Source organism: Streptomyces sp. NPDC035033, from assembly GCF_040636735.1.
Classification (GTDB): Bacteria; Actinomycetota; Actinomycetes; order Streptomycetales; family Streptomycetaceae; genus Streptomyces.
Genome location: NZ_JBEZUZ010000017.1, coordinates 86,281 through 99,244, shown reverse-complemented (window position 1 = coordinate 99,244; position 12,964 = coordinate 86,281). Strand labels below are relative to the sequence as shown.

The 12,964-nt window shown below is 72.5% G+C and carries 12 protein-coding genes and 1 riboswitch; of the genes, 9 read left to right on the top strand and 3 right to left on the bottom strand.

Annotated features, from left to right (window positions below):
- Nucleotides 1-145 precede the first annotated feature (145 nt).
- Nucleotides 146-595, bottom strand: a complete 450-nt coding sequence (locus tag AB0E83_RS10495; protein WP_362108689.1) for a M23 family metallopeptidase — start codon at nucleotides 593-595, stop codon at nucleotides 146-148.
- A 257-nt stretch (nucleotides 596-852) separates the two neighbouring features.
- On the opposite strand from AB0E83_RS10495, the gene rpsB reads away from it, so the two are divergent.
- The 9 genes from rpsB to AB0E83_RS10450 all read left to right on the top strand — a co-directional run bounded on the left by rpsB (nucleotide 853) and on the right by AB0E83_RS10450 (nucleotide 10,829).
- Nucleotides 853-1,713 (top strand): 30S ribosomal protein S2, encoded by an 861-nt coding sequence (gene rpsB / locus AB0E83_RS10490; protein ID WP_362108687.1) that lies wholly within the window; start codon nucleotides 853-855, stop codon nucleotides 1,711-1,713.
- Nucleotides 1,714-1,824: 111 nt separating this feature from the next.
- Nucleotides 1,825-2,661, top strand: a complete 837-nt coding sequence (gene tsf / locus AB0E83_RS10485; protein ID WP_362108685.1) for a translation elongation factor Ts — start codon at nucleotides 1,825-1,827, stop codon at nucleotides 2,659-2,661.
- Nucleotides 2,662-2,828: 167 nt separating this feature from the next.
- A complete protein-coding gene (gene pyrH, locus AB0E83_RS10480; RefSeq protein ID WP_362108683.1) occupies nucleotides 2,829-3,593 on the top strand; it encodes a UMP kinase in 765 nt (254 codons plus the stop codon).
- A 100-nt stretch (nucleotides 3,594-3,693) separates the two neighbouring features.
- Nucleotides 3,694-4,251, top strand: coding sequence for a ribosome recycling factor (gene frr, locus AB0E83_RS10475; RefSeq protein WP_362108681.1), 558 nt, complete (start codon nucleotides 3,694-3,696; stop codon nucleotides 4,249-4,251).
- Complete coding sequence (locus AB0E83_RS10470) at nucleotides 4,251-5,360, top strand: phosphatidate cytidylyltransferase (RefSeq protein WP_362108679.1); 1,110 nt, start codon at nucleotides 4,251-4,253, stop codon at nucleotides 5,358-5,360. The genes frr and AB0E83_RS10470 overlap by 1 nt, the downstream gene beginning before the upstream one ends.
- A gap of 362 nt (nucleotides 5,361-5,722) precedes the next feature.
- Entirely contained in the window at nucleotides 5,723-6,835 is a 1,113-nt protein-coding gene (rlmN, locus tag AB0E83_RS10465; RefSeq protein WP_362108677.1) for a 23S rRNA (adenine(2503)-C(2))-methyltransferase RlmN, read from the top strand.
- A 29-nt stretch (nucleotides 6,836-6,864) separates the two neighbouring features.
- Nucleotides 6,865-6,974: riboswitch (TPP riboswitch) on the top strand.
- Between the two features lie 80 nt (nucleotides 6,975-7,054).
- Nucleotides 7,055-8,140, top strand: a complete 1,086-nt coding sequence (locus AB0E83_RS10460; RefSeq protein WP_362108675.1) for a thiamine ABC transporter substrate-binding protein — start codon at nucleotides 7,055-7,057, stop codon at nucleotides 8,138-8,140.
- 38 nt (nucleotides 8,141-8,178) lie between these two features.
- The gene (locus tag AB0E83_RS10455) at nucleotides 8,179-9,792 is read left to right on the top strand and encodes an iron ABC transporter permease (RefSeq protein ID WP_362108703.1); all 1,614 of its coding nucleotides are present in this window, start codon (nucleotides 8,179-8,181) and stop codon (nucleotides 9,790-9,792) included.
- Nucleotides 9,792-10,829, top strand: coding sequence for an ABC transporter ATP-binding protein (locus AB0E83_RS10450; protein ID WP_362108673.1), 1,038 nt, complete (start codon nucleotides 9,792-9,794; stop codon nucleotides 10,827-10,829). The genes AB0E83_RS10455 and AB0E83_RS10450 overlap by 1 nt, the downstream gene beginning before the upstream one ends.
- Here the strand turns inward: AB0E83_RS10450 and AB0E83_RS10445 are convergent.
- Entirely contained in the window at nucleotides 10,814-11,818 is a 1,005-nt protein-coding gene (locus tag AB0E83_RS10445; RefSeq protein ID WP_362108671.1) for a hypothetical protein, read from the bottom strand. The two genes, AB0E83_RS10450 and AB0E83_RS10445, sit on opposite strands and share 16 nt — an antisense overlap.
- Entirely contained in the window at nucleotides 11,819-12,952 is a 1,134-nt protein-coding gene (locus AB0E83_RS10440) for a Rossmann fold nucleotide-binding protein (RefSeq protein ID WP_362108669.1), read from the bottom strand. It abuts the gene before it with no gap.
- Between the last annotated feature and the right edge of the window lie 12 nt (nucleotides 12,953-12,964).

Here is a 12,964-nt window from a genome sequence, read left to right as displayed (position 1 = left end):
GGGGTTTCCGAATGGGGAAACCCGGCAGTCGTCATGGGCTGTCACCCATGCCTGAACACATAGGGCATGTGGAGGGAACGAGGGGAAGTGAAACACCCCACCCACCCCTCCCCCTCCCCGGACCCCTCTCTCCCGTCTCTCCCGCTCACTCCGTCAGCGGCAGCAGGCGTGACGGTCCTCCGCGCAGGAGTGTCAGCGGGTCGAGGTACAGCTCGCCGCGGAGGAGGCCCCAGTGGAGGCAGGAGCGGGGGCAGTGGGTTCCCGGTGCCACGCGGGCGAGGGGGGTGCCCGCGGTGACGCGGGTGCCGGCGGGGACGAGGGGGGTGACGGGGGTGAAGGTGGTGCGGAGCGGGGGCGTGCCGGTGCCGGGGAGAGTGAGGGTGAGGGCGCCGCGGCCTCCCACGGGGCCGGCGAAGGTGACGGTGCCGGCGGCGGGGGCGTGGACGGTGGCGCCTTCGGGGGCGGCGAGGTCGATGCCGCGGTGGCCGGGGGCATAGGGGCCGGCGGGGGGTCGCCAGGGGCGTACCACGTCGGGGGCGGGCGGGCCGAGGGGCCAGCAGAGGGCCAGGGCGAGCAGGAGTGTCGTCGTGTGCATGGGGCGAGCGTGCCCGGTGCGGGGCGAGGGTGACGGGGGCGGCGGTTTTCTGTGGACAAGTGGCTGCCTGTGGACCGTGCCGTCACCCGGCGCTCCCGGGGTCCCGTACACTTCCTATGGCGACCCGGGTCACCGGGTCGACTTCGCACGCCCCGCCACTCGTCTCCCAGAGCGTGGTGGCAGCGCCTTTCGGTCCTTCGTGGCACGGCGCGCCGGGGCGTCAGGAACACAACCGAGAAACCCAAGGAGATACGGCCATGGCCGTCGTCACGATGCGGGAGCTGCTGGAGAGCGGCGTCCACTTCGGTCACCAGACCCGTCGCTGGAACCCGAAGATGAAGCGCTTCATCTTCACCGAGCGCAACGGCATCTACATCATCGACCTGCTCCAGTCGCTGTCGTACATCGACCGCGCCTACGAGTTCGTCAAGGAGACGGTGGCCCACGGCGGCTCCGTCATGTTCGTCGGTACGAAGAAGCAGGCCCAGGAGGCCATCGCCGAGCAGGCGACGCGCGTCGGCATGCCCTACGTGAACCAGCGCTGGCTGGGCGGCATGCTCACCAACTTCTCGACCGTCTACAAGCGTCTGCAGCGCCTCAAGGAGCTCGAGCAGATCGACTTCGAGGACGTCGCGGCCTCGGGTCTCACCAAGAAGGAGCTCCTGGTCCTCTCGCGCGAGAAGGCCAAGCTGGAGAAGACCCTCGGTGGTATCCGCGAGATGCAGAAGGTGCCGAGCGCCGTCTGGATCGTCGACACCAAGAAGGAGCACATCGCCGTCGGCGAGGCTCGCAAGCTCAACATCCCGGTCGTCGCGATCCTCGACACCAACTGCGACCCCGACGAGGTCGACTACAAGATCCCGGGCAACGACGACGCGATCCGCTCCGTCACCCTGCTCACCCGCGTGATCGCCGACGCCGTCGCCGAGGGCCTCATCGCCCGTTCCGGTGCCGCGACCGGTGACTCGAAGCCGGGCGAGAAGGCCGCCGGCGAGCCGCTCGCCGAGTGGGAGCGCGACCTGCTCGAGGGCGAGAAGAAGGACGAGGCCGCCGAGGCCCCGGCCGCCGAGGCCGAGAAGGCCGCCGAGGCCGAGGCCCCGGCCGCCGAGCAGGCCTGACCCTTCCGCACTCCGGAACACCTCGGAGGTGACGGCGGGGGCTCACGAAGCCCCCGCCGTCCCGCCGCAGATCTTCGTAGATCTTTCTGACTTCGAGAGAGAAACAGACTCATGGCGAACTACACCGCCGCTGACGTCAAGAAGCTCCGTGAGCTCACCGGCGCCGGCATGATGGACTGCAAGAAGGCCCTCGAAGAGGCCGACGGCGACGTCGACAAGGCCGTCGAGGCCCTGCGCATCAAGGGCCAGAAGGGTGTCGCCAAGCGTGAGGGCCGCTCCGCCGAGAACGGCGCCGTGGTCTCCCTCATCGCCGACGACAACACCTCCGGCGTCCTCGTCGAGCTGAAGTGCGAGACGGACTTCGTCGCCAAGGGTGACAAGTTCCTCGCCGTCGCCGACGCCCTCGCCGCCCACGTCGCCGCCACCAAGCCGGCCGACATCGAGGCCCTGCTCGCCTCCGAGATCGAGCCCGGCAAGACCGTGCAGGCCTTCGTGGACGAGGCCAACGCCAACCTCGGCGAGAAGATCGTCCTCGACCGCTTCGCCGCGTACGCCGACGGCTACGTCTCCGCGTACATGCACCGCACCATGCCGGACCTCCCGCCGCAGATCGGTGTCCTCGTCGAGTTCGACAAGGAGAACGCCGAGGTCGCCAAGGGTGTCGCCCAGCACATCGCCGCCTTCGCGCCGAAGTACCTCACCCGTGAGGACGTCCCGGCCGAGGTCGTCGAGTCCGAGCGCCGCATCGCCGAGGAGACCACCCGCGCCGAGGGCAAGCCCGAGGCCGCGATCGCCAAGATCGTCGAGGGTCGCGTCAACGGCTTCTTCAAGGACGCCACGCTGCTCGGCCAGCCGTACGCCCTGGACAACAAGAAGTCCGTCCAGCAGGTCCTCAACGAGGCCGGTGTCACCCTGAAGCGCTTCACCCGCATCAAGGTCGGCATCTGAGTCCGTTCGCCCACACGCGACGGACACCGGACCCGGGTAGGGTCTGAGACAGTCGTCCCGCCCCGCGCGGGACGACCGCAGATGTGACGAGGAGGCCATTGCCGTACGGGAAACCCACGAGGGACCCAAGGCAATGGCCTTCTTCGTATGTGCACGAGGAGATCTCCATGAACCAGGGCGCCGTACAGGGCGACGACAAGAGCGGCAAGAAGCTCGGCCGCTACATGCTGAAGCTGTCCGGGGAGGCGTTCTCCGGCGGTACCGGTCTCGGTGTCGACCCCGACGTCGTGCACGCCATCGCGCGTGAGATCGCGGCCGTCGTCCGCGACGGCGCCGAGATCGCCATCGTCATCGGCGGCGGCAACTTCTTCCGCGGCGCCGAGCTCCAGCAGCGCGGCATGGACCGGGCCCGCTCCGACTACATGGGCATGCTCGGCACCGTGATGAACTGCCTCGCCCTCCAGGACTTCCTGGAGAAGGAGGGCATCGACTCGCGCGTCCAGACCGCCATCACCATGGGCCAGGTCGCCGAGCCGTACATCCCGCTGCGCGCCGTGCGCCACCTGGAGAAGGGCCGCGTGGTCATCTTCGGCGCCGGCATGGGCATGCCGTACTTCTCGACGGACACCACCGCCGCCCAGCGCGCCCTGGAGATCGACGCCGAGGCCCTGCTCATGGGCAAGAACGGCGTGGACGGCGTCTACGACTCCGACCCGAAGACCAACCCGGCGGCGGTCAAGTTCGACGCGCTGGAGTACAGCGAGGTCATCGCCCGCGACCTCAAGGTCGCCGACGCCACCGCCATCACCCTGTGCCGCGACAACAAGCTCCCGATCCTCGTCTTCGAACTGCTCGCCGAGGGCAATATCGCGCGCGCCGTGACGGGTGAGAAGATCGGCACGCTCGTGAGCGACCAGGGCACCCGGGCCTGAGCCCGACCCCAACCGGGAACCGCCCCGTACGGGGCTGGACGACAGCCCTGCCGGTCGTACACCGTGCAGGACACAACGCGACGACACGCAGGAGCAAGTGGTGATCGAAGAGACCCTCCTCGAGGCCGAGGAGAAGATGGAGAAGGCCGTCGTGGTCGCCAAGGAGGACTTCGCCGCGATCCGCACCGGCCGTGCGCACCCGGCGATGTTCAACAAGATCGTGGCCGACTACTACGGTGCCCTCACCCCCATCAACCAGCTGGCCTCGTTCTCGGTGCCGGAGCCGCGCATGGCCGTGGTGACCCCGTTCGACAAGAGCGCGCTGCGCAACATCGAGCAGGCCATCCGCGACTCGGACCTCGGCGTCAACCCGAGCAACGACGGCAACATCATCCGTGTGGTCTTCCCGGAGCTGACCGAGGAGCGCCGCCGCGACTACATCAAGGTCGCCAAGGGCAAGGCCGAGGACTCCAAGATCTCGATCCGCTCGGTGCGCCGCAAGGCCAAGGAGTCCATCGACAAGCTCGTCAAGGACGGCGAGGTCGGCGAGGACGAGGGCCGCCGCGCGGAGAAGGAGCTCGACGACACCACCGCGAAGTACGTCGCGCAGGTCGACGAGCTGCTGAAGCACAAGGAAGCCGAGCTCCTCGAGGTCTGATGAACGACTCATCCTGGGGGGCGCCGGCGGCCGGTTCAGGTCTCGGCGGACCCGACCAGGGGCCTGCCCCGGCGGGTCCCGCCCACGATCGGCACCAGGCGGCGCAGACTCGCCCCATGCCCATCGTGCCCGACGTACCCGCCGGCGGATTCCAGGACGGACACGGACGGGGGGCCGCCCAGCCGGGCGGTCCCCTGTTCCGTGACGAGACCCCGCACGAGCACCCGCAGGAGCCCATGCCCGGCCCCGTCCCGCCTCCTCCGCCGTCCCCGGCCCCCGCGCCGCGGCAGAAGAAGAGCGCGGGCCGGGACCTGGGCGCGGCCATAGGGGTCGGCGTCGGTCTCGGAGCCGTGATCATCGCGTCGCTGTTCATCTGGAAGCCGGCGTTCGTCGGCGTGGTGGCGGTCGCCGTGGTCGTCGGCCTGTGGGAGCTGACCTCCCGGCTCCAGGAGCGCAAGGCGATCAAGGCGCCGCTGGTGCCGCTCGCGGTCGGCGGCGCGGCGATGGTCGTCGCCGGGTACGTGCGCGGCCCCGAGGGCGCCTGGGTCGCGATGGCCCTGACGGCGCTCGCGGTGCTCGTCTGGCGGATGACGGAACCCCCCGAGGGGTACCTGAAGGACGTCACGGCGGGCGTCTTCGCCGCCTTCTACGTGCCCTTCCTGGCGACCTTCGTGGTGCTGCTGCTCACCGCGGACGACGGGCCGTGGCGGGTGCTGACCTTCCTGCTGCTCACGGTGGTCAGCGACACCGGGGCGTACGCGGTCGGCTGGCGGTTCGGCAAGCACAAGCTGGCGCCGCGGATCAGCCCCGGCAAGACCCGCGAGGGCCTGTTCGGCGCGGTGGCCTTCGCGATGGCGGCCGGCGCGCTGTGCATGCAGTTCCTCATCGACGGCGGCACCTGGTGGCAGGGCCTGCTCCTCGGCCTGGCGGTGGCGGCGAGCGCGACGCTCGGCGACCTCGGCGAGTCGATGATCAAGCGGGACCTCGGCATCAAGGACATGGGCACCCTGCTCCCCGGCCACGGCGGCATCATGGACCGGCTGGACTCGCTGCTGCCGACGGCGCCGGTGGTGTGGCTGTTGCTGGCGCTGTTCGTGGGCACGGGCTGACCGGCCGGGTGGTGGGTCCTGTTCGGCGGGGCCTGCTTCCCGGCCGCGGTGCCACGCGGCGGAGTCGCACGTCGGTACAGCATGGACCGGCTGGACTCGCTGTTGCCGACGGCGCCGGTGGTGTGGCTGCTGCCGGCGCTGTTCGTGGGCACGGGCCGAGCGGTTCGCCGCTGGCGCTCTTCGTCGGAACGGGTTGACGCGCAGCGGGTACTCTGGAAGGGCTCGGGACGTGCGTCCCGGGCCCTTTCGTCGTCCTCGCCGCCGCGGGGACGGTCCAGTGAGGTCGCTCCGGCACCGCCCTGCCGTGCTCCCCGCCGTCGCGGGACGTCCGACCTCGTGCCTGTTTGAGGAGAGACGCCGTCGTGGCTCGTCCGCTGCCCGGAGAACTCACTTTCGTCGCCCCGCGCGGAGCCAAGAAGCCGCCGCGGCACCTCGCCGACCTGTCGCCCGCCGAGCGGAAGGAGGCCGTCGCCGCGATCGGCGAGAAGCCGTTCCGCGCCAAGCAGCTGTCGACGCACTACTTCTCGCGGTACGCGCACGACCCCGCCGCGTGGACGGACATCCCGGCCGCCTCGCGGGAGAAGCTGGCCGGGGAGCTGCTGCCCGACCTGATGTCGGTGGTGCGGCACATCTCGTGCGACGACGACACCACCCGCAAGACGCTGTGGCGGCTGCACGACGGCACGCTCGTCGAGTCGGTGCTCATGCGCTACCCGGACCGGGTGACCATGTGCATCTCCTCGCAGGCCGGCTGCGGCATGAACTGCCCGTTCTGCGCCACCGGCCAGGCCGGCCTCGACCGGAACCTGTCGACCGCCGAGATCGTGCACCAGATCGTCGACGGCATGCGCGCCCTGCGCGACGGCGAGGTGCCCGGCGGACCGGCGCGCCTGTCGAACATCGTCTTCATGGGCATGGGCGAGCCGCTCGCCAACTACAAGCGGGTCGTCGGCGCCATCCGCCGGCTGACCGACCCCGAGCCCGACGGCCTCGGCCTGTCGCAGCGCGGCATCACCGTCTCCACCGTGGGCCTCGTGCCGGCCATGCTGCGCTTCGCCGACGAGGGCTTCAAGTGCCGGCTCGCGGTCTCCCTGCACGCCCCCGACGACGAGCTGCGGGACACGCTGGTGCCGGTGAACACCCGCTGGAAGGTCCGGGAGGTGCTGGACGCGGCCTGGGAGTACGCCGAGAAGTCCGGGCGCCGGATCTCCATCGAGTACGCCCTCATCCGGGACATCAACGACCAGGCGTGGCGCGGCGACCTGCTGGGCAAGCTGCTCAAGGGCAAGCGGGTGCACGTCAACCTGATCCCGCTGAACCCGACGCCGGGCTCGAAGTGGACCGCCTCCCGGCCGGAGGACGAGAAGGCGTTCGTCGAGGCCATCGCCCGGCACGGCGTGCCGGTGACCGTCCGGGACACCCGGGGCCAGGAGATCGACGGCGCCTGTGGACAGCTCGCCGCCGCCGAACGCTGACCTTGTACCCTGTGCTCGAACACATCTGCATATTCCGACAGGGGAGCGCCACAGCGCTGAGAGTGCGGTGACCGTAGACCGCAGACCCTCTGAACCTCGCCCAGGTCATTCTGGGTAGGAAGTTCGGTCGTACCTCGAGCTGTTGCGCCCTGCCCGCGTCCGGTCCCCGGTCGCGGGCGGGGCCGCGTCTCTTCCTGGTCCCACCCAGGAGGACCACACATGCACACCCAGAAGGCCGCCGCCGCCGCGCTGGCCGCGGCGCTCGGCGTCACGGCCCTGACCGCCTGCTCCACGGAGGACGCCCGCGAGGCCGCGGGCAAGTCCGGCGGGCCCGCGCCGAAGACCGTGACCCTCGTCAGCCACGACTCCTTCAACGCCTCCAAGGAGGTGCTGGCCGAGTTCACGGAGCGGACCGGCTTCACCGTGAAGGTGCTGAAGGCCGGCGACGCGGGCGAGGCCGTCAACAAGGAGATCCTCACCAAGGGCTCCCCGCAGGGCGACGTCTTCTTCGGCGTCGACAACACCCTGCTCTCCCGCGCCGTCGACAACGGCATCTTCGTGGAGTACGAGGCGAAGGGCGCCGACCGGATCCCGGACGCCTTCAAGCTCGACGAGCGGGTCACCCCGATCGACACCGGCGACATCTGCGTCAACTACGACAAGAAGTACTTCGCCGACAAGAAGCTGGCGCCGCCGCAGACCTTCGACGACCTGGCGAAGCCGGAGTACAAGGACCTCCTCGTGGTGGAGAACCCCGAGCGGTCCTCCCCGGGCCTCGGCTTCCTCCTCGGCACGATCGCGGAGTACGGCGACGAGGGCTGGCAGGACTACTGGTCGAAGCTGAAGGCCAACGGCGTGAAGACCGTCGACAGCTGGGAGCTCGCCTACAACCAGGAGTTCTCCGGCTCGGCCGGCGGCAAGGAGGCCAAGGGCGACCGCCCGCTGGTCGTCTCCTACGCCTCCAGCCCGCCGGTCGAGGTGCTGTACGCGGACCCGCGGCCGAAGGAGGCGCCCACCGGGGTGTCCGCCGGCACCTGCTTCCGGCAGATCGAGTTCGCGGGGCTGCTGAACGGGACGAAGAACCCCGAGGGCGGCAAGGCACTGATCGACTTCCTGATCTCGAAGAAGTTCCAGGACGACATGCCGCTCCAGATGTTCGTGAACCCGGTGGCGGAGGACGCGGCCCTGCCGGAGCTGTTCACGCGGCACGGCGTGGTGATCGAGAAGCCGGAGACGATGGCGCCGGAGAAGATCGCCGAGAAGCGCGAGGCGTGGATCCAGCAGTGGTCGTCGCTCCTCAGGTGACGCGCGACCGGCGGGGGAGCGCGGCGCGGCTGGGCCTGATGGTCCTGCCCGTCGCGTTCTTCGCCGTCTTCTTCGCCTGGCCCGTCGTGTCGATCGTCGACCGCGGGCTGCGGCCCGGCGGCGCCTGGGACCTCGGCGCGGTCGGGACGGTCCTGGGCCGGCCGGACATCCTCGACGTCCTCTGGTTCACGGTGTGGCAGGCGGCCGCCTCCACCGGGCTCACGCTCCTCGTGGCGCTGCCGGGGGCGTACGTCTTCGCCCGCTTCGCCTTCCCCGGGAAGCGGGCGCTGCGGGCCGTCGTCACCGTGCCGTTCGTGCTGCCGACCGTCCTCGTCGGCACCGCGTTCCTGGCGCTGGTGGGCCGGGGCGGGTTCACCGACGAGCTGTGGGGGCTGCGGCTCGACGAGACCGTGTGGGCGATCCTCCTCGCGCACGTGTTCTTCAACTACGCGGTCGTCGTGCGGACCGTCGGCGGGCTGTGGGCGCAGCTCGACCCGCGCCAGGAGGAGGCCGCCCGGGTGCTCGGCGCCTCGCGGTGGACGGCGTGGCGGACGGTGACGCTGCCGGCGCTGGTGCCGGCGGTGTCGGCGGCCGCGCTGATGGTCTTCCTCTTCACCTTCACCTCCTTCGGCGTCGTGCAGATCCTCGGCGGGGACGCGTACACGACGCTGGAGGCGGAGGTCTACCGGCAGACGGCCCGGCTGCTCGACCTGCGGACGGCCGCCGTGCTGACGCTGACGCAGTTCGCGGCGGTCGGCGCGATCCTCGCCGTGCAGGCCCGGACGGCCCGGCGGCGGGAGACCGCGCTGCGGCTCGTCTCCCCGGAGCAGACCGCGCGCAGGCCGCGCGGGGCCGGGCAGTGGGCGCTGCTCGGCGGGGTGCTGGCGTCGGTGGCGGTGCTGATCCTGCTGCCGCTGGGCGTGCTGGTGGAGCGTTCCTTCGCGACGCCGGAGGGGTACGGGCTCCGCTACTACCGGGCGCTCGGCACGCTCGACGAGGCCGGCACGTTCCTGGTGCCGCCGCTGGAGGCGGTCGGGAACTCGCTGCGGTACGCGGTCGCCGCCACGGCCATCGCCGTGGTGATCGGCGGGCTCGCGGCGGCGGCGCTCACCAGGCGCGCGGGACGGCTGGTGCGGGGCTTCGACGCGCTGCTGATGCTGCCGCTCGGGGTGTCGGCGGTGACCGTCGGCTTCGGCTTCCTCATCACCCTCGACGAGCCGCCGCTCGACCTGCGGGCCAGCTGGATCCTGGTGCCGCTCGCGCAGGCGCTGGTCGGCGTGCCGTTCGTCGTGCGGACGATGCTGCCGGTGCTGCGGGCGGTGGACCGGCGGCTGCGGGAGGCGGCGGCGGTCCTCGGGGCCTCGCCGTGGCGGGTGTGGCGGGAGGTGGACCTGCCGCTGGTGCGGCGGGCGCTGCTCATCGCGGCCGGGTTCGCCTTCGCGGTCTCGCTCGGCGAGTTCGGCGCGACCGTCTTCATCGCCCGGCCCGACAATCCGACGCTGCCGGTCGCCGTGGCACGGCTGCTGGGCCGGCCGGGGGAGCTCAACCACGGGCAGGCGATGGCCCTGTCGACGATTCTGATGGTGGTGTGCGCGGTCTCCCTGCTGCTCCTGGAGCGGCTGCGGACCGACCGGACCACCGGGGAGTTCTGATGCTGACCCTTGAGGGAGCGACGGTACGGTTCGGGGCGCGGGCGGTCCTCGACGCGGTGGACCTGGAGGTCGCCGAGCACGAGATCGTGTGCGTGCTCGGGCCGAGCGGGTCCGGCAAGTCGACGCTGCTGCGGGCGGTCGCCGGGCTCCAGGAGCTGGCCGCGGGGCGGGTGCTGCTCGCCGGCGCCGACCAGGCGGGGGTGCCGGTGCACCGGCGCGGGGTGGGGCTGATGTTCCAGGACCACCAGCTGTTCCCGCAGCGGGACGTCGCCGGGAACGTGGCCTTCGGGCCGCGGATGCGCGGCGTGCCGAAGGAGGAGCGGGCCGCGCGGGTCGAGGAGCTCCTCGGCCTGGTCGGACTGCCGGGCGCGGGGCGGCGGTCGGTCGCCGCGCTGTCGGGCGGCGAGCAGCAGCGGGTGGCGCTGGCCCGGGCGCTGGCGCCCCGGCCGCGGCTGCTGATGCTGGACGAGCCGCTGGGGCAGCTGGACCGGGGGCTGCGCGAACGGCTCGTGGTGGAGCTGCGGGCGCTCTTCGGGCGGCTCGGCACGACGGTCCTGGCGGTCACCCACGACCAGGGCGAGGCCTTCGCGCTGGCGGACCGGGTGGTGGTCATGCGGGACGGGCGGATCGTGCGGTCCGGCACGCCGGTGGAGGTGTGGCAGCGGCCGGGCTCGGAGTTCACGGCCCGTTTCCTCGGCTTCGAGAACGTGGTCGCGGCGACGGTGACGGGGGCGGCGGCCCGGACCGCGTGGGGCCGGATCCCGGTGCCGGACGGCTCCCCGCAGGGCGAGCGGAAGCTCCTCGTCCGCCCGGCCGGCGTCCGTCCGGCGCCCGCCGGCGGGGGACTGGCCTGCCGGGTCGGGTCCCGCACCTTCCGGGGCCACCACGTGTCGGTCGTCCTGCGCCCGGCGGACGGGCCGCCGCTGGAGGCGGAGTTCCCGCTGCGGGAGGTGCCCGAGGAGGGCGCGGAGGTGACGGTGGCCTTCCGGGCGGAGGAGGTCGTCGTGCTCGACGGGGAGGATCAGATCCGGTCGTAGAGGGCGCGCAGCCACGGCCGGCGGACCTCGGGCATGCGGGACAGGGTCCTGCGGAGGGTGGCGCGGTCGGGGAGGAAGCCGTACCCGGGGTGCTCGGGCAGCGGGTAGTCGTCGCGGAGCACCTGCGCCGGCAGCGTCCCCGACACGGGCGTCGGCGAGGTCTCCCCGGGCCCCACGAGGTGGGCCCACACGGGTCCGGGCAGCGGGACGGGGACCGCGTCGCCGGCGGGCCGCCACGGCGCCCCCGTCCGCCGGTCGGCGGGGACGAGGACGATGTCGGCGTCCCCGCCGGGCAGTCCGGGGCCGGCCAGGCCCACGGTCAGGAAGGGCGGTCCCGCCGGGAGCAGCCGGGCGACGGACCGGCCGAACAGCTCGGTGGGGAGGCCGCCGGGGAGCTTCAGGGCCCGGCCGCCGGAGGCGGCGAGCAGCCGGGCGAGGGCGGCTCCGGCCGCGGCCGACCAGCGCATGTCCCAGCCGCCCTCCGGGTCGATCGGGGGCAGCGGCCGGACCGGGACAGCGGGCGGGGGGACGCCCAGGGAGCGCCGGACGACGGCCTCGGGGCCGTACCGGACGGTCTGCCAGACGCCGCAGTCGTCCTCGCGGAAGCCGACGCCCAGGCCGCAGCCGGCGCACACCAGGTTGGGCGCGTCGCCGGCGACGACGCCGAGGCAGGAGGGGCCGGAGCGCTCGGGCAGGAGGCGGGTGCCGCGCGTGTCGCCGGGGGCGAGCACGATCCCGTCCCGGGGGCCGGTGGGGACGGTGTGCACCGGTGCGTGGACGCCGAGGGCGGCCGCCCCGGCCTCACCGATCTCCTCCCAGGTCAGCCACGCCCGTGCCCAGGGGTCCGGGTCGACGGCGTAGGTGCCCGGTTCCATGAGCGGCGGCATCCAGCGGTGGCCGCCGCCGTAGTGGGCCTCCACGGGCAGCGCCACCCGCTCCACCGGCACCGACAGTTCCGTCCCGCAGCCCGCGCACACGAAGAGGTCCACCTATCGGGCCCCCAGCCGGTCCAGGGCCGCCGGGGCCTCGTCGACCGAGTCGACCAGGGCGATCCTCGCCGCCATCGGGCGGCCGGCCGCGAGGGTCTCCAGGAGGGGCCAGGCGGGGAGGCGGGCGGTCCAGTGGGCACGGTCGACGAGGACCATGGGGGCGGGGGCGCCGAGGGAGGCGTAGTAGTTCGGGGTGGCGTTGTCGAAGATCTCCTGGACGGTGCCGGCGGCGCCGGGCAGGAAGACGACACCGCTGGTGGAACGGGCCAGGAGGCCGTCCTCGCGGAGCGCGTTGGTGAAGTACTTGGCGATGTGGCCGGCGAAGGCGTTGGGCGGTTCGTGGCCGTAGAACCAGGTGGGGATGCCGACCGAGTCGCCGCCGCCGGGCAGCAGCGCCCGGACGGCGAGGGCGGCGCGGGCCCATTCCGTCACCGAGGGCACGAAGGAGGGGGCCTTCGCGAGGAGGGCGAGGGCGTCGGCGAGGGCCGGGTCGTCGAAGGGGGCCAGGTACGCGCCGAGGTTGGCGGCCTCCATCGCGCCGGGGCCGCCGCCGGTGGCCACCGTGTACCCGGCGCGGGCGAGGGTGCGGCCGAGGCGGGCCGCGCCCGCGTACGCCTCGCCGCCACGGACCATCGCGTGGCCGCCCATGACGCCGACGGTCCGCCGGCCGTCGAGGTGTTCGTCGAGGGCGTCGGAGACGGCGTCGTCGTGGAGCGAGCGGAGCATGGAGGAGAAGACGTCGCCGTCGGCGCGGGTGGTGCCGAACCAGGCGTAGGAGAGGGCGTCGGGGGTGGCCTCGTAGCCGCCGTCCCCGGTGACCCCGGCGTACAGCTCGTCCGGGGTGTAGAGCCGGTTGCGGTACGGGTCGAAGGGCAGGTCGGGGACGGGCGGGAAGACCAGCGCCCCGTCGGCCCGCACCTTCGCCGCCGCCTCGGGTTCCATCGGGCAGCCGAGGAAGACGGTGGTGGCGGTGGAGGCGGAGAGGAGGGCGAAGGTGCGGCCGGTGAGGTCGACGGACTGGATCCGCAGCCCGGCGAGGCCGCCGGGCCGGGCGAGCGACGCGTCGAACTCGTCCAGGGTGTGGATCTCGCGTCCGTGGCCTCGTGGGCGGGGCCGGGGTGGGGGCGTCGCCATGGGCCCACGATA

Bases quoted from the DNA above. Each gene is read 5' to 3' on its own strand.
- AB0E83_RS10495 (WP_362108689.1), bottom strand. From the start codon at position 595: ATGCACACGACGACACTCCTGCTCGCCCTGGCCCTCTGCTGGCCCCTC.
- rpsB (WP_362108687.1), top strand. From the start codon at position 853: ATGGCCGTCGTCACGATGCGGGAGCTGCTGGAGAGCGGCGTCCACTTC.
- tsf (WP_362108685.1), top strand. From the start codon at position 1,825: ATGGCGAACTACACCGCCGCTGACGTCAAGAAGCTCCGTGAGCTCACC.
- pyrH (WP_362108683.1), top strand. From the start codon at position 2,829: ATGAACCAGGGCGCCGTACAGGGCGACGACAAGAGCGGCAAGAAGCTC.
- AB0E83_RS10470 (WP_362108679.1), top strand. From the start codon at position 4,251: ATGAACGACTCATCCTGGGGGGCGCCGGCGGCCGGTTCAGGTCTCGGC.
- AB0E83_RS10460 (WP_362108675.1), top strand. From the start codon at position 7,055: ATGCACACCCAGAAGGCCGCCGCCGCCGCGCTGGCCGCGGCGCTCGGC.
- AB0E83_RS10455 (WP_362108703.1), top strand. From the start codon at position 8,179: ATGGTCCTGCCCGTCGCGTTCTTCGCCGTCTTCTTCGCCTGGCCCGTC.
- AB0E83_RS10450 (WP_362108673.1), top strand. From the start codon at position 9,792: ATGCTGACCCTTGAGGGAGCGACGGTACGGTTCGGGGCGCGGGCGGTC.
- AB0E83_RS10440 (WP_362108669.1), bottom strand. From the start codon at position 12,952: ATGGCGACGCCCCCACCCCGGCCCCGCCCACGAGGCCACGGACGCGAG.